The sequence below is a fragment of the Streptomyces sp. NPDC005931 genome (assembly GCF_042871235.1).
Classification (GTDB): domain Bacteria; phylum Actinomycetota; class Actinomycetes; order Streptomycetales; family Streptomycetaceae; genus Streptomyces.
Map to the genome: position 1 here is coordinate 234,037 of NZ_JBIAIG010000002.1, position 26,940 is coordinate 260,976.

Annotated in this window: 20 protein-coding genes, 4 tRNA genes and 1 other RNA gene; 11 read left to right on the plus strand and 14 right to left on the minus strand. The window is 73.7% G+C overall.

Annotation, left to right across the window (positions count from 1 at the left end; all coding sequences use genetic code 11):
* Positions 1 to 39: 39 nt before the first annotated feature.
* The 3 genes from purL to purS are packed head-to-tail and all read right to left on the minus strand — an operon-like array spanning position 40 to position 3,235.
* A complete protein-coding gene (purL, locus tag ACFYOV_RS05010) occupies positions 40 to 2,298 on the minus strand; it encodes a phosphoribosylformylglycinamidine synthase subunit PurL (protein ID WP_389082934.1) in 2,259 nt (752 codons plus the stop codon).
* Positions 2,295 to 2,975: a phosphoribosylformylglycinamidine synthase subunit PurQ gene (gene purQ, locus ACFYOV_RS05015; protein ID WP_389082937.1), complete on the minus strand. Its 681-nt coding sequence runs from the start codon at positions 2,973 to 2,975 to the stop codon at positions 2,295 to 2,297. Before purQ ends, purL begins: the two co-directional genes overlap by 4 nt.
* Positions 2,972 to 3,235, minus strand: coding sequence for a phosphoribosylformylglycinamidine synthase subunit PurS (gene purS / locus ACFYOV_RS05020; protein ID WP_010045045.1), 264 nt, complete (start codon positions 3,233 to 3,235; stop codon positions 2,972 to 2,974). Before purS ends, purQ begins: the two co-directional genes overlap by 4 nt.
* 352 nt (positions 3,236 to 3,587) lie before the next feature.
* Here purS and ACFYOV_RS05025 point away from each other — a divergent pair, with 352 nt between their 5' ends.
* The 8 genes from ACFYOV_RS05025 to ACFYOV_RS05060 all read left to right on the plus strand — a co-directional run bounded on the left by ACFYOV_RS05025 (position 3,588) and on the right by ACFYOV_RS05060 (position 8,343).
* Positions 3,588 to 3,905, plus strand: coding sequence for an Lsr2 family protein (locus ACFYOV_RS05025; protein WP_389082939.1), 318 nt, complete (start codon positions 3,588 to 3,590; stop codon positions 3,903 to 3,905).
* Positions 3,906 to 4,038: 133 nt separating this feature from the next.
* Positions 4,039 to 4,110: transfer RNA gene (locus ACFYOV_RS05030), tRNA-Gly, on the plus strand.
* Between the two features lie 79 nt (positions 4,111 to 4,189).
* Positions 4,190 to 4,262: transfer RNA gene (locus ACFYOV_RS05035), tRNA-Gly, on the plus strand.
* Positions 4,263 to 4,405: 143 nt separating this feature from the next.
* Complete coding sequence (locus tag ACFYOV_RS05040) at positions 4,406 to 5,365, plus strand: ABC transporter ATP-binding protein (protein ID WP_389082942.1); 960 nt, start codon at positions 4,406 to 4,408, stop codon at positions 5,363 to 5,365.
* Between the two features lie 71 nt (positions 5,366 to 5,436).
* Positions 5,437 to 6,255: an ABC transporter permease gene (locus ACFYOV_RS05045; RefSeq protein ID WP_389084051.1), complete on the plus strand. Its 819-nt coding sequence runs from the start codon at positions 5,437 to 5,439 to the stop codon at positions 6,253 to 6,255.
* Positions 6,256 to 6,283: 28 nt separating this feature from the next.
* The gene (locus tag ACFYOV_RS05050) at positions 6,284 to 7,630 is read left to right on the plus strand and encodes a sensor histidine kinase (RefSeq protein ID WP_389082945.1); all 1,347 of its coding nucleotides are present in this window, start codon (positions 6,284 to 6,286) and stop codon (positions 7,628 to 7,630) included.
* Positions 7,627 to 8,244, plus strand: a complete 618-nt coding sequence (locus ACFYOV_RS05055; RefSeq protein ID WP_389082947.1) for a response regulator — start codon at positions 7,627 to 7,629, stop codon at positions 8,242 to 8,244. The genes ACFYOV_RS05050 and ACFYOV_RS05055 overlap by 4 nt, the downstream gene beginning before the upstream one ends.
* Before the next feature lie 23 nt (positions 8,245 to 8,267).
* Positions 8,268 to 8,343, plus strand: a tRNA-Gly gene (locus ACFYOV_RS05060).
* Between the two features lie 42 nt (positions 8,344 to 8,385).
* Here ACFYOV_RS05060 and ACFYOV_RS05065 read toward each other — a convergent pair.
* From ACFYOV_RS05065 to ffs, 6 genes are all read right to left on the minus strand, one after another.
* Positions 8,386 to 9,285: a phosphoribosylaminoimidazolesuccinocarboxamide synthase gene (locus ACFYOV_RS05065; RefSeq protein WP_389082950.1), complete on the minus strand. Its 900-nt coding sequence runs from the start codon at positions 9,283 to 9,285 to the stop codon at positions 8,386 to 8,388.
* 128 nt (positions 9,286 to 9,413) lie between these two features.
* The gene (locus ACFYOV_RS05070; protein ID WP_389082952.1) at positions 9,414 to 10,931 is read right to left on the minus strand and encodes a N,N-dimethylformamidase beta subunit family domain-containing protein; all 1,518 of its coding nucleotides are present in this window, start codon (positions 10,929 to 10,931) and stop codon (positions 9,414 to 9,416) included.
* Positions 10,932 to 11,142: 211 nt separating this feature from the next.
* Positions 11,143 to 12,975, minus strand: coding sequence for a hypothetical protein (locus ACFYOV_RS05075; protein ID WP_389082955.1), 1,833 nt, complete (start codon positions 12,973 to 12,975; stop codon positions 11,143 to 11,145).
* Between the two features lie 301 nt (positions 12,976 to 13,276).
* Entirely contained in the window at positions 13,277 to 14,530 is a 1,254-nt protein-coding gene (gene purD, locus ACFYOV_RS05080) for a phosphoribosylamine--glycine ligase (protein ID WP_389082957.1), read from the minus strand.
* A gap of 149 nt (positions 14,531 to 14,679) precedes the next feature.
* The gene (locus ACFYOV_RS05085) at positions 14,680 to 17,067 is read right to left on the minus strand and encodes a DNA polymerase III subunit gamma and tau (RefSeq protein ID WP_389082959.1); all 2,388 of its coding nucleotides are present in this window, start codon (positions 17,065 to 17,067) and stop codon (positions 14,680 to 14,682) included.
* A gap of 74 nt (positions 17,068 to 17,141) precedes the next feature.
* Positions 17,142 to 17,240: signal recognition particle sRNA small type (gene ffs / locus ACFYOV_RS05090), an RNA gene on the minus strand.
* Positions 17,241 to 17,312: 72 nt separating this feature from the next.
* Between ffs and ACFYOV_RS05095 the strand changes: the two genes are divergently transcribed.
* Together ACFYOV_RS05095 and ACFYOV_RS05100 are read left to right on the plus strand one after the other, a co-directional pair.
* Positions 17,313 to 17,400: transfer RNA gene (locus ACFYOV_RS05095), tRNA-Ser, on the plus strand.
* Positions 17,401 to 18,347: 947 nt separating this feature from the next.
* Positions 18,348 to 19,256 carry a DUF72 domain-containing protein gene (locus tag ACFYOV_RS05100; RefSeq protein ID WP_389082962.1) on the plus strand — a complete coding sequence of 303 codons (909 nt, stop codon included), beginning with the start codon at positions 18,348 to 18,350 and terminating at the stop codon, positions 19,254 to 19,256.
* On the opposite strand, the gene ACFYOV_RS05105 is transcribed toward ACFYOV_RS05100, so the two are convergent.
* The 5 genes from ACFYOV_RS05105 to ACFYOV_RS05125 form a co-directional block, all read right to left on the minus strand.
* Positions 19,198 to 21,093: a copper resistance CopC/CopD family protein gene (locus tag ACFYOV_RS05105; protein ID WP_389084054.1), complete on the minus strand. Its 1,896-nt coding sequence runs from the start codon at positions 21,091 to 21,093 to the stop codon at positions 19,198 to 19,200. The two genes, ACFYOV_RS05100 and ACFYOV_RS05105, sit on opposite strands and share 59 nt — an antisense overlap.
* 625 nt (positions 21,094 to 21,718) lie before the next feature.
* Positions 21,719 to 22,489, minus strand: coding sequence for an SDR family NAD(P)-dependent oxidoreductase (locus ACFYOV_RS05110; protein ID WP_389082964.1), 771 nt, complete (start codon positions 22,487 to 22,489; stop codon positions 21,719 to 21,721).
* Complete coding sequence (locus tag ACFYOV_RS05115; protein WP_389082966.1) at positions 22,486 to 22,965, minus strand: cupin domain-containing protein; 480 nt, start codon at positions 22,963 to 22,965, stop codon at positions 22,486 to 22,488. The genes ACFYOV_RS05110 and ACFYOV_RS05115 overlap by 4 nt, the downstream gene beginning before the upstream one ends.
* Positions 22,962 to 23,594: a GNAT family N-acetyltransferase gene (locus ACFYOV_RS05120; RefSeq protein ID WP_389082969.1), complete on the minus strand. Its 633-nt coding sequence runs from the start codon at positions 23,592 to 23,594 to the stop codon at positions 22,962 to 22,964. The genes ACFYOV_RS05115 and ACFYOV_RS05120 overlap by 4 nt, the downstream gene beginning before the upstream one ends.
* Entirely contained in the window at positions 23,594 to 25,681 is a 2,088-nt protein-coding gene (locus ACFYOV_RS05125; protein WP_389082971.1) for a penicillin acylase family protein, read from the minus strand. Before ACFYOV_RS05125 ends, ACFYOV_RS05120 begins: the two co-directional genes overlap by 1 nt.
* A 77-nt stretch (positions 25,682 to 25,758) precedes the next feature.
* Between ACFYOV_RS05125 and ACFYOV_RS05130 the strand changes: the two genes are divergently transcribed.
* Positions 25,759 to 26,481: a siderophore-interacting protein gene (locus tag ACFYOV_RS05130; protein WP_389082973.1), complete on the plus strand. Its 723-nt coding sequence runs from the start codon at positions 25,759 to 25,761 to the stop codon at positions 26,479 to 26,481.
* Positions 26,482 to 26,940 lie beyond the last annotated feature (459 nt).

Consider the following 26,940-nt stretch of genomic DNA (forward strand, 5'->3'; position numbering starts at 1 on the left):
GCTGACCCGGGCGGGGGCTTCGTGCGGGAAGGCGGGTGCTCAGGCGAGCAGCGCCGGGATCGTCCCCTCGTGCGCCTCGCGCAGCTCGTCCAGGGTGAGCACGAACTCGCCCTGGACCTCCACCGCGTCGCCGTCGACGACACCGATGCGGGCGGCGGGAAGGCCCCGGGCACCGCACATGTCGTTGAAGCGGACCTCCTCCGAGCGCGGCACGGCGACGACGGCGCGGCCGGCCGACTCGGAGAAGAGGAAGGTGAAGGCGTCGAGCCCGTCCGGCACGACCAGACGCGCGCCGATGCCGCCGAGCAGCGCCGACTCGACCACGGCCTGGATCAGACCGCCGTCGGACAGGTCGTGCGCGGCGTCGATCATGCCGTCGCGGGAGGCGGAGATGAGGATCTCGGCGAGCAGGCGCTCGCGCTCCAGGTCGACCTCGGGCGGCAGGCCGCCGAGGTGGTCGTGGATCACCTGGGACCAGGCCGAGCCGCCGAACTCCTCGCGGGTGTCGCCGAGGAGGTAGAGCAGCTGCCCCTCCTCCGGGAAGGCGACCGGCGTGCGGCGGGCCACGTCGTCGATGACGCCGAGCACGGCGACCACCGGCGTCGGGTGGATGGCGGCCTCGCCGGTCTGGTTGTAGAGCGAGACGTTGCCGCCGGTCACCGGGGTGCCGAGCTGCTGACAGCCGTCGGCCAGACCGCGCACGGCCTCCGCGAACTGCCACATGACCGCCGGGTCCTCCGGGGAGCCGAAGTTCAGGCAGTCGGAGACGGCGAGCGGCTTGGCGCCGGTCGTGGCCACGTTCCGGTACGCCTCCGCCAGCGCCAGCTGCGCGCCCTTGTAGGGGTCGAGCTTGGCGTAGCGGCCGTTGCCGTCCGTCGCGATGGCGACGCCGAGGCCGGTCTCCTCGTCGATGCGGATCACGCCTGAGTCCTCGGGCATGGCCAGCACGGTGTTGCCCTGCACGAAGTGGTCGTACTGCTGCGTGATCCACTTCTTGGACGCCTGGTTGGGCGAGCCGACCAGCTTCAGGACCTGGTCCCTCAGCTCCTCGGACGTCTGCGGCCGGGGCAGCCTGCCGGCGTCGTCGGCCTGGAGCGCGTCCTGCCACTCGGGCCGGGCGTAGGGGCGCTCGTAGGTCGGCCCCTCGTGGGCGACCGTGCGCGGATCGACGTCGACGATCTTGCCGCCGTGCCAGAAGATCTCCAGGCGGTCGCCGTCGGTCACCTCACCGATGACGGTGGCGATGACGTCCCACTTGTCGCAGATCTCGAGGAACCGGTCGACCTTGTCGGGCTCGACCACCGCGCACATGCGCTCCTGCGACTCGCTCATGAGGATCTCCTCGGGCGAGAGCGTGGAGTCGCGCAGGGGTACGTCGTCCAGCGTGACGCGCATGCCGCCGGAGCCGTTGGAGGCCAGCTCCGACGTGGCGCAGGACAGGCCGGCCGCACCGAGGTCCTGGATGCCGACGACCAGCTTCTCCTTGAACGCCTCCAGGGTGCACTCGATGAGGAGCTTCTCCTGGAAGGGGTCGCCGACCTGCACCGCGGGGCGCTTGGACGGCTTGGCGTCGTCGAAGGTCTCCGAGGCCAGGATGGAGGCGCCCCCGATGCCGTCGCCGCCGGTGCGGGCGCCGTACAGGATGACCTTGTTGCCGGCGCCGGACGCCTTGGCGAGGTGGATGTCCTCGTGGCGCATCACGCCGATGCAGCCCGCGTTGACCAGCGGGTTGCCCTGGTAGCAGGCGTCGAAGACGACCTCGCCGCCGATGTTGGGCAGGCCCAGGCAGTTGCCGTAGCCGCCGATGCCCGCGACGACGCCGGGCAGCACCCGCTTGGTGTCGGGGTGGTCGGCCGCGCCGAAGCGCAGCGGGTCGACGACGGCGACCGGGCGGGCGCCCATCGCGATGATGTCGCGGACGATGCCGCCGACACCGGTGGCCGCGCCCTGGTAGGGCTCGACGTACGACGGGTGGTTGTGCGACTCCACCTTGAAGGTGACCGCGTAGCCCTGGCCGACGTCGACCACACCGGCGTTCTCGCCGATGCCGACGAGCAGGGCGTCGTTCTCAGGGGCCTTCTCGCCGAACTGGCGGAGGTGGACCTTGGAGGACTTGTACGAGCAGTGCTCGGACCACATCACCGAGTACATGGCGAGCTCGGCACCGGTGGGCCGGCGGCCGAGGATCTCGACCACGCGCTCGTACTCGTCCTTCTTCAGGCCGAGTTCGGCCCAGGGCAGCTCGACGTCGGGGGTCGCGGCCGCGTGCTCGACCGTGTCCAGAGGCGTCCGGCTCATGCGTTGACCAGCTTCTTGAGGATCGAGGTGAAGAACGGCAGGCCGTCGGTACGACCCGTACCGATCAGCGGCTCGACGGCGTGCTCGGGGTGCGGCATCAGGCCGACGACGTTGCCCGCCTCGTTGGTGATGCCGGCGATGTCGTTGAGCGAGCCGTTGGGGTTGAAGTCCAGGTAGCGGAACGCGACGCGGCCCTCGGCCTCCAGCTTGTCCAGCGTGTACCGGTCGGCCACGTAGCGGCCGTCCATGTTCTTCAGCGGGATGTGGATCTCCTGGCCGGCCGTGTAGTCGGCGGTCCAGGCGGTGTCCGCGTTCTCCACCCGCAGCTTCTGGTCGCGGCAGATGAAGTGCAGGTGGTCGTTGCCGAGCATGCCGCCGGGCAGCAGGTGGGCCTCGGTGAGGATCTGGAAGCCGTTGCAGATGCCGAGGACGGGCAGGCCCGCCTTCGCCTGCTCGATGACGGTGTCCATCACCGGCGAGAAACGGGCGATGGCCCCGGCACGCAGGTAGTCGCCGTAGGAGAATCCGCCGCACAGCACCACGGCGTCGGCCTGGTGGAGGTCCTTGTCCTTGTGCCACAGGGCGACCGGTTCGGCGCCCGCGAGACGGATCGCGCGCTGGGTGTCCCGGTCGTCGAGGCTGCCCGGGAAAGTGACGACGCCAATACGTGCGGTCACTTCACGGCCTCCGCCACTTCCTCGACCCGGACGGTGAAGTCCTCGATCACGGTGTTGGCGAGGAAGGATTCCGCAAGATCGTGGATGCGGGCGAGCGCGGCCTCGTCGACCGGCCCGTCAACTTCCAGTTCGAATCGCTTTCCCTGGCGAACGTCCGAGATCCCTTCGAAACCCAGCCGCGGCAGTGCGCGCTGCACCGCCTGGCCCTGGGGGTCGAGGATCTCCGGCTTGAGCATGACGTCGACTACGACGCGTGCCACTGGCACTCCCGGTGTGTGGTGCTGAGCAGGTCCCTTCAGACTACCCGCACAAAATTTCTACGCGGGTAGCGTTGTAGGAATCTACGTGATCGTGGTCACGATCGGGCATCGACGGGAGACGTCATGGAAAAGATCCGGGAAAGATCCGACTCCGGCCGCACATCACTATTGCGCTCGGGACACGCGGGGAGATTTAGTCGGGCTTCACATTCCATTGCCGGGCACTGTACAAATGAATTGTCATTAGCAGATACTTTGCCCGATTACAGGCGGACAGCCGACATCTCAGCGACGTCCCGGCACGTCATCGCAGACGTCCACTCAGAGGTGTCGCACGAAGGGACCGATATTCGTGGCGCAGAAGGTCGTGGTCACTCTCTTTGACGACATCGACGGCTCGGAAGCGGCGGAAACGATCGCCTTCGGACTCGACGGCAAGTCGTACGAGATCGACCTGAATGAAGCCAACGCCCGGAAACTCCGTACGGCGCTCGCGCCCTACGTGGAGGCCGGCCGCAAGCGGTCGCGCTCGGGCAGGGCGTACCGGCAGACCGAGGTCGCCCCGGACCCCGCGGCCGTGCGGGCCTGGGCCCAGGCGAACAAGATGGACGTCCCGGCGCGCGGGCGCATCCCGAAGAAGGTCTACGAGGCGTTCGCCGCCGCCCGGTGAGCCCGCGCGAGCCGCGCCGACGACCGGTCACCCGCCCCGCGCGACAACCGACTTGCGCAGCACCCCTGCTGATCAGCTAGAGTCTGGAGCACGCCGCGGGGCGAGGCCGCAAGGCCCAGCTCACGACGGACGTGCGGGTGTAGTTCAGTAGTAGAACATCCCCCTTCCAGGGGGAAGGCGCAGTGTGCAATTCCTGTCACCCGCTCCGCACCGCGTACCGACCACTGTTGTGGATCAGGTAGGCTGGTGCCCGCGCCGATCGGTGAAAGCCGGTCGGAGGCAATGCGGACGTAGCTCAGTTGGTAGAGCGCAACCTTGCCAAGGTTGAGGTCGCGAGTTCGAGCCTCGTCGTCCGCTCGGGAATCAGACCCCGGTCCATCGGACCGGGGTCTTTTCGTGTGTCGTCCGGGCCCGCCGCCGGCCCGCCGTCTGACATTTGTCATGCGCGGTGATGACAGCGCGCACTGCTGCCGCGGTCCGTGAGCCGGGACGCTGGGTGCATGGAAGCGAACGGGCACGAACACGTGATTGAGGTCACCGACCTGCGGCGTGTGTACGGGGGCGGGTTCGAGGCGGTCGGCGGGATCAGCTTCTCCGTGCGGCGCGGCGAGATCTTCGCCCTGCTGGGCACCAACGGCGCGGGCAAGACCTCGACGGTCGAGCTGCTGGAGGGCCTCGCGGCCCCGACCGGCGGCCGGGTCCGGGTCCTGAGCCACGACCCCCACACCGAGCGCGCCGCCGTGCGGCCCCGCACCGGCGTGATGCTCCAGGAGGGAGGCTTCCCGTCCGAGCTGACCGTCACGGAGACCACCCGCATGTGGGCCGGCTGCGTCAGCGGGGCCCGCTCGCCCCAGGAGGCGCTGGCGCTGGTCGGGCTGACCGGGAAGGCCCGCGTACGGGTCAAGCAGTTGTCCGGGGGCGAGCGGCGCCGCCTCGATCTGGCGCTCGCTGTGCTCGGCGACCCCGAGGTGCTGTTCCTGGACGAGCCGACGACCGGCCTGGACGCCGAAGGGCGCCGCAGCACCTGGGAGTTGGTGCGCGCCCTGCGCGACGGCGGGACGACGGTGCTGCTCACCACGCACTACCTGGAGGAGGCCGAGACACTGGCCGACCGGCTGGCGATCCTGCACCAGGGCCGCATCGCCGCCACCGGCACCCCGGCCGAGGTCACCGCCACCCAGCCGTCGCGCATCACCTTCGAACTGCCCGAGAGCCACTCCCCCGGTGATCTGCCCCCGCTCGACGCACTGGGCGCGTGCGGGCGCGAGACGGACGGGCGGGTGGTCCGGCTGCGCACCCGCGAGTTGCAGCGGGCCGCGACCGCGCTGCTGATGTGGGCCGAGCGGACCGGCGTGGAACTGCGCGGGCTGGACGTGCGGTCGGCGTCGCTGGAGGAGGCGTTCCTCGGTATCGCCCGGGACGCCTCCGCGGCCGACCCGGCCCGGGAGTACGCGGCATGAGCGGGACGGTCCCCGGAGCGGAGGGCGCACGCGGCATGAGCACGACCACCGGAGCGAAGGGCGAACGCGACATGAGCACGACCGCCACGGACGAGGCGCGGAGGGGGCGGGGCACGAGCACGGGGACGACCACGTCGCCGGGACGGATGCGGGCCCTCGCCCGGGCCGAGTCGACACTGCTGGGGCGCAGCAGGGCCACGCTGGTCTCCGCGCTCTTCGTGCCGCTGGTGCTGCCCACGGTGGTGAGTTCGGCGGTCACCAAGAAGGACCTCGACGAGTCAGGGCTGACGATCGGTGCCATGGTGCTGCCCGCCGCGGTCGGCTTCTCGCTGCTGTTCGCCGTGTACGGGGCGCTGGTCGGCATCTTCGCCGCCCGGCGCGAGGAACTCGTCCTCAAGCGGCTGCGCACCGGGGAGCTGCGGGACGCCGAGATCCTGGCCGGGTCCGCGCTCCCGGCCCTGGCGATCGGGCTGACGCAGTCGCTGCTGCTGTCGGTGGGCTGTGCGGCACTGCTGGACATGAGTGCCCCGTCGGCCGTCCATCTGGCGGTGCTGGGACTGCTGTTGGGACTGGTGATGTGTGCCGCGCTGGCGGCCGTCACCGCCAACTTCACCCGGAGCACCGAGAGCGCCCAGGTCACGCCGATGCCGCTGATGATGGTGTCGATGCTCGGCTCCGGGATGATGTTCCCGCTGGACATGCTTCCCGACCGGCTCGCCTCCTTCTGCGAACTGCTGCCGCTGACACCGGTGATGACCCTGGTGCGCGGCGGCTTCACCGGTGACCTGTCGGCCGGCGAGGCGCTGGGCGCGATGGCGACGGCGGTGGCCTGGACCCTGGTGTCGGTGTTTGCTGTACAGCGTTGGTTCCGCTGGGAGCCGAGGCGCTGAGGCACGGACGAGCGGGGGGAACGGGGAGATGGGCGGGCCGGGCGGCTGGTGGGGACGCAGGAGCAGGCCGGGCGGCTGGTGGCGACGCAAGAGCACACCGGCGAAGGTCGAGACGTACACGCGGTGGTCGTTCCACTCGTTCGCGCTGGTGGAGTTCGCCGCGGCGGCCGGGCCGCTCTTCGGCCAGCGCCGTCCGGGGATCGCGGTACCGCTGCTGCTCCTGGTGGCCCTGCACAGTGCGCTGTGCGCGGTGACCGCGTCGCGGTCGCTGGACTGGAAGCGGGGCATCCGGGAGCGGCCGGTGCGGTTGCTCTGGGCGCTCGGGGCGGGCACCGCGGTGACCGGCGTCGTGGCCCTCCTGATCTCCGAGCACGGCCCGGCCGACAAGGACGTCGACACCGCGGCACACGGGGTCTTCGCGGTGGTGCTGGTCTTCGGCAGCGGCATCGCGGCGCTCGGGATGCCCGACCGGCGGGGCATGTTCGCCTCGGTGGCGGGCTTCGCGGCGGCCGCGGGCCTGGGCTCCTTCCCGCTCGGCCTGCCCGGACCGGCCGCGCTGGTCAGCGCGGCGGTGGGGCTGGTCGGGGGCGGATTCATGGCGTTCACCTGTGCCTTCTCCGTCTGGCTCCTGGACGCCGTGTACGAGCTGGACGAGGCCCGGGAGACCCGGGCGCGGCTCGCCGTCGCCGAGGAGCGGCTGCGGTTCGGCCGGGATCTGCACGACGTGATGGGACGCAACCTCGCGGTCATCGCCCTGAAGAGCGAGCTGGCCGTGCAGCTCGCCCAGCGGGGACGGCCGGAGGCCGTGCCGCAGATGGTGGAGGTGCAGCGGCTCGCCCAGGAGGCCCAGCGCGAGGTGCGCGAGGTCGTCCGCGGTTACCGGGAGGCCGACCTCGCGACGGAGCTGGCGGGTGCGCAGGGCGTGCTGACGGCCGCCGGCATCGACTGCGCGGTCACCGGATCGGTCACGGGTCTGCCGGTGCCGGTGCAGTCGGCGCTGGGCTGGGTGGTCCGCGAGGCCGCGACCAACGTCCTGCGCCACGGCGACCCCCGGCGCTGCACCGTGGGGCTGACGGTGCGACAGGGGCAGGTGGTGCTCACGGTGGAGAACGACGGCGTGCCGTCCGGCGGTGGTTCGGGCGGCGGCTCGGGTCTGGTCGGTCTGCGCGAACGGCTGGCCGAACTCGGCGGCACGCTGCGGGCGGGGCCCGCGGGGAGCGGGCTGTTCCGGCTGACGGCACGGGTACCGCTGCCGTCGCCCGCACGGCCGGGGGCGCCGCGGGGCGGGACCGGACGGGAAGCCGAACGCCAGGAACCGGAAGAAGCTGTTCGCGAGACGCACAGCGATGAGAACGTGAGTGAGGTCACTCCATGACGACGCCGTCCGTCCGGCTGCTGCTCGCCGACGACGAGCACCTCATCCGGGGAGCACTCGCGACCCTGCTGTCCCTGGAGGACGACCTGGTCGTCGTCGCCGAGGCGGCCAGCGGCCCCGAGGCGCTGGCGATGGCGCGGGCGCACGCCCCCGATGTCGCCGTGCTGGACCTGCAGATGCCCGGCGCCGACGGTGTGAAGGTCGCCACATCCCTGCGGGCGGAGCTGCCCGGCTGCCGCGTGCTCGTCGTCACCAGTCACGGCCGGCCCGGGCATCTGAAGCGGGCGCTCGCGGCGGGGGTGCGCGGCTTCGTGCCCAAGACCGTCAGCGCGCAGCGCCTCGCGGAAATCATCCGCACGGTGCACGCGGGAAACCGTTACGTCGATCCCGAGTTGGCCGCCGACGCGATCGCCGCAGGGGACTCCCCGCTGACCGCGCGCGAGGCCGAGGTCCTGGAGCTCGCGGCCGACGGGGCACCGGTCGCGGAGATCGCGGAGCGGGCCGCGCTGTCCCAGGGGACCGTGCGGAACTACCTGTCCTCGGCCGTCTCGAAACTCGGCGTGGAGAACCGTCATGCCGCCGTGCGCCTCGCCCGCGAGCGAGGTTGGGTATAGTTGCTCTCGCGCCACGGCGCAGTGCGGACGTAGCTCAGTTGGTAGAGCGCAACCTTGCCAAGGTTGAGGTCGCGAGTTCGAGCCTCGTCGTCCGCTCCACATCGCAGGCCCCGGTCACCGACCGGGGCCTGCGCCGTTCCCTCAGCCCCAGCTGACGCCCGTCAGCCGCTCGTACGCCTCCACGTACTTGGCCCGGGTCGCCTCCACGACGTGCTGGGGCAGCGGCGGCGGGGGCTGCTCGCTCTTGCGGTCCCAGCCGGACTCGGCCGACGTCAGCCAGTCCCGCACGTACTGCTTGTCGTACGAGGGCTGCGCGTGGCCGGGCTCCCACTGCTCGGCCGGCCAGAAGCGGGAGGAGTCCGGGGTGAGCACCTCGTCGGCGATGACCAGGCTCTCGCCGTCGAAGCCGAACTCGAACTTGGTGTCCGCGAGGATGATCCCCCGGTCCCGGGCGATGTCGCGGGCCCGCGAGTAGGCGGCCAGCGTCGCCTGGCGCAGCCTCGCCGCGGTGTCCGCGCCGACCTGGCGGGCGACCTCCTCGTAGGAGACGTTCTCGTCGTGCTCGCCGACGGCGGCCTTGGTGGCCGGGGTGAAGATCGGGGCGGGCAGTTCGGAGCCGTCCACCAGGCCCTCGGGCAGGGCGAGGCCGCAGACGGTGCGGGACTCCTTGTACTCGACCAGGCCGGAACCGGTGAGGTAGCCGCGGGCGACGCACTCCACGGGGACCATGTCCAGGGACTTGCACACGAGCGTGCGGCCGGCCCAGTCGGCGGGGGTGCCCTCGGGGAGGGCGGTGCTCAGGACGTGGTTGGGGAGCAGGTCGGCGAGCTGGTCGAACCACCACAGGGAGAGCTGGGTGAGGATCCGGCCCTTGTCGGGGATCTCGGTGGGCAGCACCCAGTCGTAGGCGGAGATGCGGTCACTGGCGACCATCACGAGGTCGCCCGCCTCGTTGCGGTACAGCTCGCGCACCTTGCCGGTGTGCAGATGCACCAGGCCCGGAACCTGGAGCGGCTCGGGCTTTTCGACGAATCCGGACACGGTTCCTCCCCGTGGTTCTGTCCAATGACTCGATTCTCCCGTATGGGGCGAACGGTCTCGGCCAGGGGTCGGCCCGGCGCGGGTGGGGGCGGGTTCCGACGCGGTCCGGGGGCCGGCCGCGCGGGTGCTCAGTCGCGCTTGCAGATGCGGTCGAGGAGGTTGGCGGTGGCGCGCTGGATGCGGGGGTCGACGTGGCCGGGGCGGTCCAGGGCCGGGGACCAGGCGAACGTCCCGGAGGCGAAGACCCACGCGCCGGACGGCGCCCGGTAGAGCGAGGTGTCCTGGTGGCGCCGGGTGCCGTCGCGGTCGGTGTACGGGGAGTGCGCGAGCAGGACGCGCTCCTCGTGCTCGGGCAGCGGGGTGCGCGGAAAGTAGCGGTCGGCCTCGCCGGCGACCATCCCCGAGATCGCGTCACCCTCGTGGGCACCGGTCGTCTCCCACATCCAGTGGTCGGCGTTGCGGACGATCAGCGGGTGCGGCTGAGGGACGTGACCGGCGTACTGGAGGCCGAGCAGCTGCTGCTCCGCACGGTCGATCTCCCGCCACAGCACCGGCCGGCCCGGGCCCCTGCGCTTGCGGCAGGTGAGGAGACGGTCGGGGACGCCCGGCGGGGAGGGGGCGAGCTCCACCTGCCAGTACAGGGTGTTGGCGGAGAGGAAGACCAGGGAGGTGCCGTGGTCGCGGGCGCGCTCGGCGGCGGCCCGCATGGCCCGTGACCAGTACTCGTCGTGGCCGGGGAAGATCAGGCCCCGGTAGCGGGTGGGGTCGACGCGACCGGCGTGCAGGTCGCGGGCGTCGGCGTAGGCGAGGTCGTAACCGTAGCGCTCGGCCCAGCGGATGACGTCGTAGGCGTGGCCGACGTGCAGCGGGAGACCGGCGCCCGCGTACGGGCGGTCGAAGGAGACGGTGGTCGCGGCGTCCGCCTCGCCCAGCAGGCGGCCGTGGTCGTCCCAGGCGTGGTAGAGGCTCGCGCCCGTGCGGCCGTCCTCCGGGTACAGGTTGTACGCCTGCCAGGTGATGTCCGGCAGCACCAGCAGCAGGTCCGCCGCGCGGTCGTCCCGGACCGTGAAGGGCACGTGCGAGCGGTGGCCGTCGACCGTGGTCAGGACGGCGACGTAGGCACCGACGCTCCAGTACGACGGGACCTGGAGCCGCCAGGACAGCCACCAGTGGTGGCAGGAGACGGTGCGGTCGGCGGCGAGCGGCGGGGGCTGCACCATGCCGGACAGCCGGGGGCTGGTGGTGATCTTGGTGGCGCCGTGTCCGCCGTAGTGGCCGATGCGGTAGACGTCGACGCCGAACTCCTGGGGCGGGTCGACGGTGATGTGGAAGTCGATGGCCTCGCCGGGCGCTACCCCGCCGGTAGAGGTGAAGCCCTTGATCTGGAGGCGCACGTCGTCGGCCGCGCGGGGCCCGCCGCCGCCGGAGGATCGGGGCGCGGGGACCCTCGGCAGACCCGGCTGCCCGGGCCGGCCGGTCCGGTGGGCGGCCGGCTCCGGATCCACGTACCAGGGGACGACCTGCCCGGTGTCGTCGAAGTACGTCTCGGTGCCCCGCAGCCACGGGAGGGGGCCCTGTCCGAAGGGGTCGGTCACGGCGTGCGCCAGCGCTCCCGACTCCCAGCGGCGGATCTTCTCCGAACCCATGGGTCGCTCCCCTCCCTCGTGCCCGGTGCCCAGCGGTTCTTATGCGGTTGTCGTATGTCGCAAGCCCTTGCCGTCGCGCGCGAACGATCCCAGCACATCACATAACGCACGCGGTCCGTCACCCGTCGTTGTGAATTGACCGAAAGCGGAAGGCCGACATCCGTGCGAGCCGCAGGGCGTCGCCGCGGTGCCGCTCCGGCCGCCGCCGCCCTCACGCGAGCCGCACCGGCTTCTCCGGCCGTATTCCCCGCCCGGTCAGCCACACCCGGAGAGGCGTGGAATCACCGTCCTCGATCAGGGCCAGTACCCGCGGGGGGAGATCGGTGGCCCGTTCGCCGCCCACGAGGAGGGTCGGGCCGTCCAGCCAGTCCAGCCCCGGGATCGCCCCCGCGGTGTCCATCGCCGCGCAGCAGACCATCGCGGTGATGTGGTCCGCGAGCAGTTCACGGGCCGTGCGCGGAGGCTGGAGGGGGAAGGGGGGCAGCGTGTGGTCGTCCCAGTGAGCGGGGGGCTCGGGCACGGTGCCTCCGCCGTACTGGGCGATTGCGGGGACCGCCGAGCCGTCGGACGGGGCCGGGGACGGGACGTGTGCCGTCGCGGCCGCGTCCTCACGGGCCAGTTCGGCGCTGAGCCGGGCGGCGAGGGCGGCGCTGCGGGCGGTGGTGCCGGACAGGTCGTCGTCCTCGGCGTCCACGGCGTCCACGGCGTCCTCGGCGTCCTCGGCGTCCACGGGCGGGGCGAGGTGCCCGGACTGCGGGGCGGCCGGGTCGGCGAGGTGGTCGAGGACCCGCGACAGGGTCGGACCGTCGGTGCCCGCGTCCTCGGCGGCGGGGCGTATGCCGAGGGCGTCCAGGACGCGGTGGAGGCGGGCCGCGTCGGTGCGCCACTTGCGATCGACGACCTCCTCCGGGTAGTCGCTCCAGTGGACCGGCGCCCAGTCCCGGCCGGACTCCGCCGGGCCGCCGTGGAACAGGCGGGCGGCGAGCAGGGACATGGCCTCGTCCACCGCGCCCGGCTCCTCGAGCAGGTCGCAGGCGGGACGCTCGCCGAGGCGGGAGGCGAAGCCCTCGGCCAGCCGGTCCCGGCGGGACAGCTCGGTGAGCGCCGCCACCACCCCGGCGTCGAGCCGGGAGGGCCAGCGGCCCATCCGCCAGGCGGGCAGCGCGACCCGGGTCAGCAGCCGGTCCCAGCCCGCGTAGGCCAGGCCCACCTGTTCCTGGGCGACGATGCGCAGTCCGTAGTCCACCGCCTGGGCGCGCTCGGCCGCCGCTGCGGCGACCCCGCGCTCCATCTCGGCCGCATGGCCGCGGCAGCCGCGCAGCATCACCCGGGCGACCCAGCCGACGCCCGCGAACACCGCGCGGAACACCGGCCGACGGGCCGAGGAGGACACGGCCACCGCCGCGTCCAGCCCCCGTACGAAGCGCCGGGCGGCGGCTATGTCGGGGTGCGCCGAGGGGCCCGTACCGGCGACGACCGGGGCGAGGACCGCGCGCAGCTCGCCGACCCTCATCCACCACAGGAACGGGGAGCCGATGACCAGGACGGGAGCGGCGGCGGGCCCGGGGCGCGGGTGCCTGCCCGCGTCCGCTATGTCGCCGTGCTCGTCGATCGGCGGCGGGGCGTGGGCCCGGTGGGTGCGGTCCTCCAGCCAGCTGTCGCAGTCCGGGGTGAGCGCTATGGCCGACGGGGCGGGGACGTCGAGGCGGTCGGCGAGGTCGCGCACCATCCGGTACAGGTCCGGGGCCGCTTCCTCGGTGATCGGCACCGTCGGGGTCATCGCCGGACGCGCCCGGGCCACGACCAGCGCCACGCCCCCGGCGGCGAGCAGGACGAGCACCGCGATCGAGGTGAGGACCCAGCGCGCGAGGTCCCAGCCACCGCCGGTGAGACGGCCGGTGGAGCCGCCGGCCAGCAGGATCACGGCGCCGGCGGCGGGCAGCAGGGCGACGGCCAGCGCCCGGCCGCGGATGCGCAGCACGGCGAGCGCCCGCGCACGCGCGGCCTGTGCGCCCGCTTCCACTCCCGGTCCGCTCTCGTTCATGGCCCGACCTCACCCCCTCCCCTGCGGTTCCGACGCTCTGCCGGCGTTGCCCACTCCCCCACTGTGGCACCCGCCACCGACATCGCAATGCCGGTGGGCCATGTGCCGGAACGCTTGCGCGGCACCCTAGTTGGGGCCTCGCCCCTCGTCAGCCGGATGGCGCATCGCTCACTCGATGGAATGGCTTTGGGGAGAGGTGGATGACGGACAGCAAGGGTCAGGCCCCGGTTCCTGAGACGGAGCCGGGGCCTGGGGGGTTTCTTCGTACCGGGATGCGAAGGGTCCTGCGCTGGGGTGGCGGTTACGCCTCCCGTGCCGCCTTCGCCGCGATGTCCGTACGGTGCTGGGAGCCGTCGAGACCGATGCGGGAGACGGCCCGGTAGGCGCGGTCGCGGGCCTCGGTGAGGTCCTTGCCGGTGGCCGTGACGGACAGCACCCGGCCGCCCGCGCTGACGATCGCGTCGCCGTCCCGCCGGGTCCCCGCGTGCAGCACGTACGCGTGCGGGGCGTCCTGGGCCACGACCTCGTCGAGACCGGTGATCGGGTCGCCGGTGCGGGGGGTGCCGGGGTAGTTGTGCGAGGCGACGACCACGGTGACCGCGGCGTCCTCGCTCCAGCGCAGCGGCTCCAGGTGGGCGAGGCCACCGGTGGCCGCGGCCATCAGGACCCCGGCCAGCGGGGTCTTCAGCCGGGCCAGCACGACCTGGGTCTCCGGGTCGCCGAAGCGGGCGTTGAACTCGATCACCCGGACACCGCGCGAGGTGATCGCGAGGCCGGCGTACAGCAATCCGGAGAAGGGGGTGCCGCGGCGCCGCATCTCGTCGACGGTCGGCTGGAGGACCGTCTCCATGACCTCGTCGACCAGCTTGGGATCGGCCCAGGGCAGCGGGGAGTACGCCCCCATGCCGCCGGTGTTCGGGCCCTCGTCGCCGTCCAGGGCGCGCTTGAAGTCCTGGGCCGGCTGGAGGGGCAGCACGGTCACGCCGTCGGTCACGGCGAAGAGGGAGACCTCGGGGCCGTCGAGGAACTCCTCGATGACCACGCGCTCACAGGCACGCGCGTGCGCCCTGGCCGTCTCGAGGTCGTCGGTCACCACCACGCCCTTGCCGGCGGCGAGCCCGTCGTCCTTCACGACGTACGGGGCACCGAAGGCGTCGAGGGCCGCGTCCGCCTCCTCCGGGGTGGTGCAGACGTACGACCGCGCCGTGGGCACGCCGGCTCCCGCCATGACGTCCTTGGCGAACGCCTTGGAGCCCTCGAGCTGCGCAGCCTCCTCGGAGGGGCCGAAAACCGGGATGCCCGCGGCGCGCACGGCGTCGGCGACACCGGCGACCAGGGGGGCCTCGGGCCCGACCACGACCAGCTCGGCACCGAGCTCCGCGGCCAGCGCGGAGACGGCCGCGCCGTCCAGGGCGTCGACCTGGTGCAGCTCGGCGACCTCGGCGATGCCGGCGTTGCCGGGGGCGCAGTGGAGCGCGGTGACGTCGGGGTCGAGGGACAGGGAACGGCACAGGGCGTGTTCGCGGGCACCGCTGCCGATGACGAGGACCTTCACGGGGTCAGCCTAACGGGAGACGGGGGCCGGCCCTTGTGCGGGCTTCCGAAGAGGTGGGGGGCAGGTGTTTGTGGGTTTCTCCGGAGGAGGGTGGCGGTGGGCGGAGAAAGTGCAGGTCGGGGCCGGGGGTGGTGCGGTGGGCCCCGGCCCTACTCGTTCGTGAACTCCTCGACCACCGTCGCGCCCAGTTCGCGGACGATCAGTTCCTGCCCGGAGAGGGCGGACTCGTCCAGGTCCGGGTCGTCGTCCTCGGGGATGTCGTCCTCCGGGGACACGGGCGCGGGCGGCTCCGGGGCCGGCGGCCGGGGCGCCGGGGCCGGGGCGGGGGAAGCCGCGGCGCTCGTCGGCCGCGCGGGAGCGGATGAGGGCGTCGGGGCGACCGGCTGCGCAGGAGGGTGCTGACCGGCACCGGCGGGAGCGTTGCCGTACCCGCCACCGCCTCCGGGACCGCTGCCGAAGCCTCCCGCGCCGCCGCGACCGCCCGAGGGGCCTGCCGCCGGGGCGGGGGGTGCCGCGCCGCCGCCGGACGGGTCGACGATGGCCTCGATCTTCCACTGCACGTGGAACTGCTCGGCCAGCGCCTGCCGCAGCACGTCCTCGCTGCCGCTGCTCAGGAAGTTGTCCCGCGCGCCGCCGTTCACGAAACCGAGCTGGAGGGTGGTGCCGTCGAAGCCGCTCACCTGGGCGTTCTGGCTGAGCAGGATCCAGGTGAAGCGGCGGCGGTTCTTGACCGCCTCCAGGATGTTCGGCCAGAGCATGCGGGGGTCGAGCCCGCCGCCACCCGAGGGGGCGGGAGCCGACGGCTCGGGGACGGACTGGGGCACGGCCACGGGAGCGCTCGGCGAGGGGCTGCTCTGCGCGGGGGGACCACTCGCCGCGGCCGCCGGCCCGCCGCCGGCCGAGGCGGCCGTGGGCCACCCACCGGGCCGGCGGCCTCCGCTGCCGGCCGAGGCGGCGGTGGGCCAGGCGCCGGGGGCGGGCGCGGAGGGCTGGGGCGCCGACGAGGCGGCGTTCGGCCCACTCGGCGCCGCCGGCTGGTCGGCCGTGACCGGGGCCGGAGCGGCGGCCGAAGCAGTGGGAGCCGGGGCGGAAGGAACCGGAGCAGCAAGATCAGCCGGACCAGCGGCGGCCGGGGCGGGTCCGGTGGGGGCGGGGGCGGCCGGGGCGGGAGCAGCCGGAATGTCCGGATTCGGGATGCTCGGGGACACTCCCGCGGGCGGAGCCGCAACCTGCGCGCCGCCCCCGGCGCCCCCTCCGCGCACCGCAGCCCGGGCGGCCGCGGGTCCGCCCCCGGGCGGGACCGGTGCCGCATGCGCGTCCGGACCCGGTACGTAGCCCATGGCGGGCATCCCGGCGGCACCGGCCCCCGCGGAGAAGTGCGCGCCGCGCTCGATGCGGTCCAGGCGGGCCATGACGGACCGCTCGTCGCCGTAGGCGGCGGGGAGCAGGACGCGGGCGCAGATCAGCTCGAGCTGGAGGCGCGGCGCATTCGCGCCCCGCATCTCGGTCAGCCCCTCGTTGACCAGGTCGGCGGCGCGGCTCAGCTCGGCGGCGCCGAAGGTGCCGGCCTGGGCCCGCATCCGCTCGACGACGTCGACCGGGGCGTCGATGAGCCCCTTGTCGGCGGCGTCCGGAACGGCGGAGAGGATCAGCAGGTCCCGCAGCCGCTCGAGGAGGTCGGCGACGAACCGCCGCGGGTCGTTGCCCCCCTCGATCACCCGGTCGACGACCTCGAAGGCCGCGGCACCGTCCCCGGTCGCGAACGCCTCCACCACGGAGTCGAGCAGCGAGCCGTCGGTGTACCCGAGCAGCGAGGTGGCCATGGCGTACGTCACACCGTCGGGGCCCGCGCCGGCGAGCAGCTGGTCCATGACGGACATCGAGTCACGCACGGACCCGGCGCCGGCCCGCACGACGAGCGGCAGGACGCCGTCCTCGACGGGAATGTTCTCCCTCTGGCACACCTCGGCGAGGTAGTCCCGCAGGGTCCCCGGGGGCACGAGGCGGAAGGGGTAGTGGTGGGTCCGCGACCGGATGGTGCCGATGACCTTCTCGGGCTCGGTGGTCGCGAAGATGAACTTCAGATGCTCAGGGGGCTCCTCGACGACCTTGAGCAGCGCGTTGAAACCGGCTGACGTGACCATGTGGGCCTCGTCGATGATGTAGATCTTGTAGCGGCTGCCGGCGGGCCCGAAGAACGCCTTCTCGCGCAGGTCACGGGCGTCGTCCACACCGCCGTGCGACGCCGCGTCGATCTCGATGACGTCGATCGAACCGGGGCCGTTGCGGGCGAGATCCTGGCAGGACTGACACTCCCCGCAGGGCGTGGGGGTCGGGCCCTTCTCGCAGTTCAGGCAGCGGGCGAGGATCCGGGCGCTGGTCGTCTTGCCGCATCCGCGCGGGCCGCTGAACAGGTACGCGTGATTGACCCGGTTGTTGCGCAGCGCCTGCTGCAGCGGGTCGGTGACATGCTCCTGCCCGATGACCTCGGCGAAGGACTCCGGGCGGTAGCGGCGGTACAACGCGAGAGACGACACGCATACGAGGTTATAGGCGCCCGCTGACATCGAGCCCCGCCCGCCCAGGGCACTGCCGCGCGCACGGTCACGGAAAACCAAGCGCCCCCCACGCACCCGCCAGAGCCAACCTACCCTTGCTGCCTTCCGGCCCTGGGGGAGTTCAGTCAGATAGCGCCGCGTGAGGGGCTGCGGAAAGGCTACCCCATCCCGGGGGCGGGGAACGAGTTCGCGAGCACACCTCTCGGTCATGTAATGTTTCCGGCGGAGGATTCGCCTAGAGGCCTAGGGCGCACGCTTGGAAAGCGTGTTGGGGGCAACCCCTCACGAGTTCGAATCTCGTATCCTCCGCCAGCCCAGAGGGCCGGACCACGAAAGTGGTCCGGCCCTCTGGCGTTCGTCCGTCTCGGTTTCCGTCCCGCCCAGGAAGTCCGGCGGCTTTTCCTCGTCCGCGCACGAGGACCCCGGACCGCTTCGGTGGCCGAGGTCCTGGGCGTGTGGTGGCCCCGGTGTCGGGGGCACGCCCTCAGATGCCGGCCTGGTCCAGGCCGCTCTGCAGGGACTGCCTGTCGCCCACGCTGGTGCCGGTGGCACCGGAGACCGTCTCGATGTCCGCGCTCCGGGCCGTCGGCGTCTGCCGGTGAGCTTCGGGACGGCCGTGGAGGAGATCTCCTCGCTCCTCGGTGAGGAGGACGGGGGCTGGACCGCGGTCGCCTGGGTGAGCCTGCCGTCGGTGAGGGTGATCCGTACCTGGACGGGACCGTCCTTGGTCACAGCACGGTTCCGGCACCGACCCAGCCCAGCGTCGGCAGGGGTACCGCCGGGGACCCGCCGGGGGCGTATCCGGCGCACTGCCTGCCGTCCTCCCGCCCGGCTCTGGTGGATCGTCGTCACGGCATCGGCCCTTCCGCACGGCTTCCGGCACCGGGCCGCCCCCGGAGTGCGGTTCCAGGGCCTCTCCAACGGGGCGTCCACGCGCGACCGTTCGTTGCGAGGGCCAGGCCGGTGGCCGCCAACGCGCATCCGGAGAAGCCGGCCGGCAGGACGATGGCGGTCTCCCCGTCCGGGTCGACCACCCCGGCGGGGGGCGGTTCGGCGGCCGGCCATTCGGTGAGCGGCGTGACCTGACTGGTCGTCAATGCACCCGGGGCCAGGAGCACCAGGCCCAGGGGCAGGTCGTCGGGCCGGCCGGGGCCGGCCCTTCTCGTGACCGCGCGAACGGTCCCGGCGACCAGGGCGGGCGGGGCCGCCTGACGCGTCGGCATCGTCTGGGGACGGGCGTCCCGGGTAACCGCACGGCCATGGGCGACATCCTCGTGGGCACGTGTTCGTGGACCGATCGGGCTCTGGTGGGCAGTGGTTGGTATCCGGTGGGGGCGCGGGACGCCGAGGGGCGGTTGCGGTACTACGCCGGGCGGTTTCCGGTGGTGGAGGTGGACGCGTCGTACTACGCGCTGCCGTCCGAGCGGAACAGCCGGTTGTGGGTGGAGCGGACGCCGGACGGGTTCGTGTTCGACGTGAAGGCCTTCTCCCTGCTGACCGGGCATCCCACGCGCGGTGCCGTGATGCCGCCCGGGTTGCCCGCCGATGCGGGGGACCCCGGGGTGCTGGACGAGGTGTGGGCGCGGTTCGCGGAGGGGATCGGGCCGTTGCGGCGCAGCGGGCGGCTCGGGAGCGTGCTGTTCCAGTTCCCGCCGTGGTTGGGGGCGGGCGCACGCGGCGAACGGTTCGTGGAGGAGTGTGCCGCGCGGGCGCGGGGCTGGCCGCTCGCCGTGGAGTTCCGGCATCCCTCGTGGTGGGAGGAAGGGCGCCGCGAGGCCACGCGGGCCCTGCTCGCGCGCTGCGGTACGGCCGCCGTCGCTGTGGACATGGTGCAGACGCTGCCGTCCTCCATTCCGCCGGTCACGCCCGTCACCTCCTCCCGGCTGTCCGTGGTGCGGTTCCACGGGCGCAGTGCCGCCTGGGGGACGGGGAGCAAGGAGGACCGGTTCCGCTACGCCTACGGCGAGGACGAACTCGCCGAGTGGGTGCCCCGGTTGCGTGCGCTGGCCGAGCGTGTGGAGCAGGTGCACGTGCTGTTCAACAACTGCTGCGGGGACGCCGCCGTGCGGGCCGCCGAGCGGATGAGCCGGCTGCTGGACGGCAGTGCCGTCAGCGGGCGACGCGTATCCGGCGCGACTCGGTCACCTGGTCCAGGTCGGACAGCCTGACGGTCGCCTTCATCGTCCAGGAGCCCTCCAGGGGGAGGGTGAGGTCGCTGGTGGCCCAGTAGCCGCCCCGGTCGGTCAGCTCGGCGTCGATGGGGCCGACGTCCTTCGCCGTGAGGGTGAAGGTGAGGCGCAGTTCCGGTACGGCGACCAGTCCTCCGTCGGCTCCGAAGACCACCGCCTGGACACCGTTCTCGCCGACGCGCCCGGGGTCCAGCGTGATCTGCACCCTGCCCCGGCCGCCGGGCGTGCCCACGTCGAAGGGGATCGTGGCGACGGACGCGCCGGGCAGTCCGGCCACCTGGGGTGTCCGGGCCGCGTCCGCCTGGGCGCGGGCCGGGACGGTGCCGGTCAGCACGGTGGTCACCAGCAACACCAGGATGCCGATGGTCACTTCGGCCAGGACGGACGCGCGGAGGGCACGGCGGTAGCGGTCCGCCGGGTGGGGCGCTTCCGGCGGTGCGGGGTGGGGTCCGTCAGCGGGGAACGCGGGATCCGCGTCCGGGTCGGGGTCCGGGTTCGAGTCCGGGGTCGGGTTCGGGTTGGAGCCCGGGCTGGGGTCCGGGTTCGGGCCCGGGTCCTGGTTCTGGGTTGCGGGTGCTCCCACGCGTTCCGGGACCCGCTCCGGCACCGCGTCCGGTACGACCTCCGGTACCGTCTCCGGTGCCTTCGCCGTGGCCAGGCGGGTCGTCCACCCGCGGGAGAAGGCCGCCGCCAGCAACAGTGCGGCCACCGCGAGGAGTTTGACGGTCAGGGTCCTGCCGTACGACGTCTCCGTGAGCGCCTCCCAGGAGCCGAGACCGCGCCAGGACTGGTAGACGCCGGTGACGGCGAGGACGGTCACCGAGGCGAGGGCCAGGCGGGAGAAGCGGTTGACCGTCGCGGGCGGGGGCGGGGTCTTGGCGCGGTGCAGGGTGAGCAGCAGGGCCGCGAGGCCGCCGAGCCAGCAGGCCGTGGCCAGCAGGTGCAGAACGGACGACGTCATCGCCGCCGGGACCTGGATGCCGGCGGACGCGTGCTCGGCCGCGGCCCAGGTCAGGGCCAGGGCGACGGAGAGGGCGGCACCCGCGGCCAGGTGGGCGCCGGGCCTGCGGTCCAGGGCTTCACGCCGGAGGAGACGCGGGAGGAGCGTCGCCGTCACCAGGAGGAGCGCGAGCCGGGCGAGGAGGGCCAGCCCGGGGCGGCCGGTCAGGGTGCGGGCGAACCCCGAGAGGTCCAGGGCGGTCGCGGGGGAGGTGCCCGACTCGTAGGGGGCACGCAGGGCGAGGAGGACGAGCGTGGCCACCAGCAATGCCCACCAACCGGTGAGCAGCGGTGTCCGGAGCGGGGTGGTGTCCGGTGGGCGGCACAGGGCCGCGAACGCCGCCGTGCCGATGAGCAGCGCCGCCGCGATGTACGACAGGTGGCGGGCGATGTCGTGCAGGCTCGCGGTGAGCGGGTGCTCGTCCCGGGCCTCGGGCACGGCGGGGGCGGTGGGCGAGGGGGCACCGACGGAGAAGGTGAAGGCGCCGGAGACCGGGTGGCTGTCCGAGGAGACCACCCGCCAGGCGACCGTGTACGTGCCCTTGCCGAGCCCGGCGGGAAGGGCGACCCGGGCGGTGTCGGACCTGCCGTCCGCGTGCTGCGGCTCGTCCAGGGGCACGCGGTGGTTGGTGGGGTCGTAGACCCGGAAGGAGTCCTCGAGCAGTCCGACGGACTCCGTGAAGGTCAGGGTGAGGTGGCGGGGCGCGGACGCCACGACACTGCCGTCCTCCGGATCGGTGCCGCGCAGGGCCGCGTGGGCGGTGGCCGGTGCGGCGCTGCCGAGGAGGAGCAGGATCAGCGTCGTGCCCAGCAGCAGGAGCCGCCGAAGAAGGCGGGTTGGGGCGGGACGCGGTGCCGCGTCGGGGGTTCGGCGGCCCGAGGAGCGGGCGGCACGGGGCCCGTGGCCGCCGACGGCACGAGCGGCGCACGTGCCCCGGCAGCCGGCCGTACGACCGGCACACATGCCCCGGCAGCCGGCCGCACGGGCGGTACGCGGTCCGCGGCGGCCACCGACGGCTCCGTCGGTCGAACCCGCGTGGGCGAGCGGCCCCGTGTCGGCGAGCGCACCCGCGTCTGCGACCCCACCCGCGTCGGTGAGGCGGGACGCGCCCCACACGGGGACCGGCCTCCCTGCGGCGGGCGACTCGCCCCCGCGGGTCCGGGCACCCAGGGCATCCCGGTTCCGGCCCCGGCCGCCGGCTCCGCCGGCGGAAGCCCTCGCGTCGGCCACGGGTCCGCCCCCTCGCTCGGCCGCCGCCTCGTCGCGCCGTCGTTCCACGTCGTTCCCCGCCTTCGGACATCCGGCTCCGGGTTACGTACGCACGCGGGGCCGGCTCTGCTCAGCCGTACGCCCATCCCGTGGGCCGCGCGCCCCCTCGATTCACCGCGCGACGCCTCTCCGTTCACCACGGGCGTTCACCACGGGCGTTCAGCACAAGCGTTCACCACGTGGGCCGCGCCGACGCCCCTCCGTCGACCAGGAGGTCGTGGCCCGTGATCCAGGACGCGAGGTCCGAGGCCAGGAAGACGCACGCGTCGCCGACGTCCTCCGGGCGGCCGAGGCGGCCCACGGCGGTCGCCCGACGCCAGCGGTGCACACCTTCCGGCCAGGCGTCGGCCAGGCCCTCACGCTCGATCAGGCCGGGCGAGACGGTGTTGACGCGCACGCCCCACGGGCCGTACTCCAGGGCGGCCGAGCGGGCGTGCATCACCACCGCCGCCTTGGAGGCGCAGTAGGGGGCGTGGCCCGGGGCCGGGTGCTGCGCCTCGACGGAGGCGATGTGGGTGACGGAGCCGCCGCCCCGCTCCCGCATGAGTTCCGCCGCGGCCTGGGTACAGGCGAAGACGCTGGTGACGTTGGTGTCCACGACCTCGCGCCACTCGGCCGCCGTCATCCCGGCGAGGTCCCGCACCGGCTGCACGCCCGCGTTGTTGACCAGCGCGGTCAGCCGGCCGCCGCCCCACGCCGCGGCCTCGCGCACCAGCCGGCGGCAGGCCTCCTCGTCGGTCAGGTCGGCCCGCAGGACGACCGCCCGGCCGCCCGACTCCTGGACGCGGTCGGCGACGTCGCGCGCGGAACGCACCGCGGTGCGGCAGTGCAGCGCGACCGCCGCCCCCTCCTCGGCGAACCGCAGTGCGATGCCCCGGCCGATCCCGCCGCCCGCGCCCGTGACCAGGGCGACCTGACCGTCCAGCAGTTTCCGCGCGCTCATGGGCGGCACAGTTCCACGATCCGCGCCGCCCGGTCCGGATAGCGCGCCGTCAGCTCGGCCGCGTCCCCGTGCTCGTAGTCCTCGTAGGTGAAGCCGGGAGCCATCGTGCAGCCGAAGAGGGTCCACGCACCGCCCGCGGCCACCCGCGCGCCCATCCAGGTCCCGGCGGGGACGGTGAGCTGGACGTGCTGGCCGCCGAGCAGGTCGGGGCCCAGCACCACCGTGCGGGTGCCGCCGTCGGGGGCGAGGAGGAGCAGCTCGAGCGGGTCGCCGAGGTAGAAGTGCCAGATCTCGTCGGCGGGCAGGCGGTGCAGCGCGGAGAAGTCGTCCGGTGCGGAGGTGAGCAGGGCGACGATGGCGGTGCCGGCGGGCCGGCCGTCCGCCCGCTCGGGGCCGGCCCAGGTCCGCCGGAACCGCCCGCCCTCGCGCGGGATCGGTTCCAGTCCGTAGTGGGCGATCAGCTGGTCCGGGGTCACCCGCCGAAGGCTACCTCGCGGGCGAGGAACGCGAGTTGGGCCCTCTTCTCCGGCAGGTAGACGTCCGGCAGGTCGATCTCCGGCAGGACGACCCGCGGTCCGGCCGTGAAGCCCTGCCTCACGAAGCGGGCGATCGCCTTCTCGTTGGCCACGTCCGGGTCGACCACCACCCGTGTGCGGTCGAGGCCCACCAGCACGTACGTGGTCACGGCGGTCACCAGCCCGGCCGTCCAGCCGTGCCGTGCGCCGCCGTCACCGGCGGGGGCGAGCAGCAGGTGGACGCCGATGTCGCCGGGTTCGACGGGGTAGCACTCGCCCACCCGGTCGGCCGCCGGTTCGTACGTCTGGAGCAGCGCGGCGGGTGTGCCGTCCCGGACGACGAGGAACGCGTGGTGGGTGTCGAGGGTGTCCATGTGGGCGTAGATGTCGGTCACCTGCTGCTCGGTGAGGCCGTTCATGCCCCAGAAGACGGCGCGCTCCTCGCTCACCCAGCGGTGCAGCAGCGGGGCGTCGGCCGCCGGGTCCAGGGGCAGGACCCGCACGGTGCCCAGGCCGTCGACCACCTGCTCGTGGACGGCCGTGCGGGAGGCGTACGGGTCGGGGTGCGGGTCGGCGTGCGGAGCGGGCATCAGACGTCGGTCTCCTTGTGAAGGCGGTCCCAGTCGGTGACGACCGGGGCGAGCTCCCCGGCGAGCCACAGGGGGAGCTGGTCACGGTGGTGCGGGGATCCGGGGACACCGCAGGCGCCCAGCGGGACCACCCAGCGGCTGTCCTCGCGGCGGGCCAGGTCCCAGACGTAGCGGGCGGCCGGGCCGCGCGCGGCGAGGTCGGTCAGGCCGGGCACGGGAGAGGTGCACAGCACGCAGTCGTGGTCGCCGGACAGCCCGGGTTCCTCGTACGGCGGCTCGGGGGGCAGTGCCCGCCAGGGTGCCAGGCGGTGGGTGTCGCCCCAGGTGCCGGCGGGTGGCTCGGCTGCCACCTCCTCCAGCGCCGCGCGGAGCGCCCCCGGGCGGTCGATGCCGTACAACTCATCGGCAGTGAGGAGGTGTTCGAGGGCGAACCCGATCCTCGGGACCAGGGCGAGCCAGGGCAGGAAGACCTCCGGGTACGCCGGTGGGGCGGCCAGCGCGGCGAACGCGGGATGGGCCGCGAGGTGCCGTACCGCCGCCCCGCGCACCGCCGCGAAGACGGCCGCGTCGGCACTGTCGGCGTCCATGCGGCGGTCCCAGCGCAGGAGCCGGTCGCGCAGGGCGGCGGCCGGGGCGCTCAGGCCGTCGAGGGCGGCGAGGCGGTCCAGGAGGGGGGCGGCGGAGGCGAGGTGGGTGTCGGTGTGGATGGCGGGCATGTCGGCGGCGGACCAGCGGTCCTTCGCGGCGAGCAGTGCGGAGATGCGGTCGGCACGGTGCGGCGGCGCGAACTCCACGCCGAGCGGGGCCGCGAGCCCGCGCTGGTTCGCCATCACGGCGACACCGCCGGTCAGCCCGCCGCGCGGTGACTCCTGCCACCCCCGCCATGCGTGACCGGGCTCCCAGGCGGGCACGGTACGGATCCCGTTGGCCGCGGCCCGCAACGGCACCCGGCCGGCCACGCGGTGCAGGGTGCCGCCCTCGGTGTCGGCCGCCTGGATCACGTTGACCGGCTCGGCCCACAGGTCGGCGGCACGGTCCACGTCGGCGACCCGACGGGCCCGCAGCAGCGGCAGCAGGGCGGCGAAGCCGAGGTCTCCGGTGACACGGGGCGGGTAGCGCAGGGCGATGGCCACGGGGTGGGCGCCGGGCTCGGTCACGCCGCCCTCGAGGCCCTCGGGTCCGCCGATGACGACCGGGCCGCGGTCGGTCTCGACGACTTCCACCTCGACCGGTTCCTCCCCGGCGACCTCGATGGTCTCGGTGTGCCGGGCGGCGCGGCGCCAGACGCCGTCGGGGCCGAGTGCCTCCACGCCGGCGCCCGTGCGGCGCAAGCGCTCCCGATAGAGGTCCTGGTAGTCGGCCATGGCGTTGGTGATGGCCCAGGCGACGGTGCCGGTGTGGCCGAAGTGGGCGATGCCCGGGATGCCGGGCACGGCGAGGCCGACGACGTCGAACTCCGGGCAGGACAGGCGGATCTGCTGGTAGACGCCCGGGTCCTCGATGAAGCGGTGCGGGTCTCCGGCGATGATCGCCTGCCCGGTGACCGTGCGCTCGCCGGCGACGAGCCAGCCGTTGCTGCCGGAGGTGCCGGGGCCGTCGGTGGCGAACAGTCCGACGGCGTCCGCGCCGAGGTGGGCGGCGACCCGGTCGCGCCAGAGCTTGGCGGGGAAGCCGGCGAAGAGGATGTGGGTGGAGAGCCAGACCGCCAGCGGCGTCCAGGGCTCCCAGCGGCCGGGCTGAAGGCCCGCGCGGGCGAACTCGGGGGCGGTGGTGGAACCCAGCCGCTCGTTGACGCCGGTCACGTATGCCCGTATCCACTGCGCCGTCTCGGGGTCCTGGCGCTCCAGCGCGGCGAAGCAGCGGCGGGCCGTGTCGGCGAGGCGGGCGCGGCGGGCGAAGCGGTCCCAGGACAGTGCCCCGAGGCCGAGGAAGGAGGCCGAGGTGCCCTGGGCGCGGTGGCGTTCGACCTCCAGTTGCCAGGCCCGGTCGAGGGCGGTGACCCGGCCCTGGACACGGGCGAGTTCGGCAGCGCTGCCCGCGCGCAGATGCGGGACGCCCCAGGCGTCCCGGAAGATCTCGCCGGTCACTGTGCCCTCATTCCTCTTTAGGTTAGGCTCGCCTAAGTAAGTCCGTGGCGGAATGGTACGTGAAAGGTGAACGAGCGATGGGGCAGGGGCGGGGTTGGGAGGGCGCGGTCCTCAAACTGCTGCGCGCGAAGGACTACGAGTTCACCGTGACGGACGCGGAGGACGTCACCGCCGACTACCGGCGGGTGCGCTTCACCGACGGCGGGATGCTGACGGCGACGGGGGTGCACCCGACGATGTGGGTGCGGCTCTGGTTCGACAACGCGGGCAGGCCGCACCAGCGGGCGTACACCCTGGTCGACCCCGATCCCGAAGCCGGCACGTTCGCGCTGGAGTTCGCGCTGCACGAGGGGTGCGCGAGCGACTGGGCGAGGGCGGCGAAGCCCGGGGACACCATCGAGGCGACCGTGCAGGGCACCGGTTTCGCCCACCCGGACCCCGCTCCCTCCCACGTCTTCGCGGTCGGCGACCCGGCGTCCCTCCCTGCGATCAACTCGCTGCTGGACGCGCTGGGTTCCGCCCCGGCGACCATCTGGTTCGAGGGCACGCTCGACGGCCTGCCCCACCGGGACACCCCGGACCGGCACCAGATCCGCGAGGTGCCGCGCCGCGACTCCGGTGCGCACCTGGTGGAACGGGTCCGCTCCGAGCTGCCCGGCCTGCTGCGCGCCACCCCCGACCCGTACGTCTGGATCGCCTGCGACACGGCGACGACGCGAGCGCTGTCGGGCTTCGTACGCAAGGAACTGGCCGTCCCCAAGCAGCGCGTGCACGCGCTGGGGTACTGGCGGGCGGGATAGGCCGACGGCAGCACCCGCCCCGCCCGCCAGGCCGGGCGGGGCGGAACGGTGGACGGCGGGGTGGCGGCGACGCGCGGGCGATGCAGGCACGGCAGCACCCGGCGCCCCCGGCCGAACGCGGGCCGAAACAGTGCACGGCGGCGGGTGACGGCGGTGCACGGATGATCCGGCCACAGCGGCACCCGTCCGCCGCCCGGTGCCCCTGGAGGCTCCTGCGCGGCGGTGCCACGTCCGGGTGCGACAGCCCGAGACGTCGGCGAGCAGGCCGCGCCGGTCCGCCGCGCCGGGGGAGGACGCGGCGGCCGGGCACGGCGTGGGGGAGACAGGGGCGACGCACCGGCGCGCGTCCCGGGCACGGCATGGGGGGAGACAGGGGCGACGCACCGGCGCGCGTCCCGGGCACGGCATGGGGGGAGACAGGGGCGACGCACCGGCGTGCGTCCCGGGCACGGCATGGGG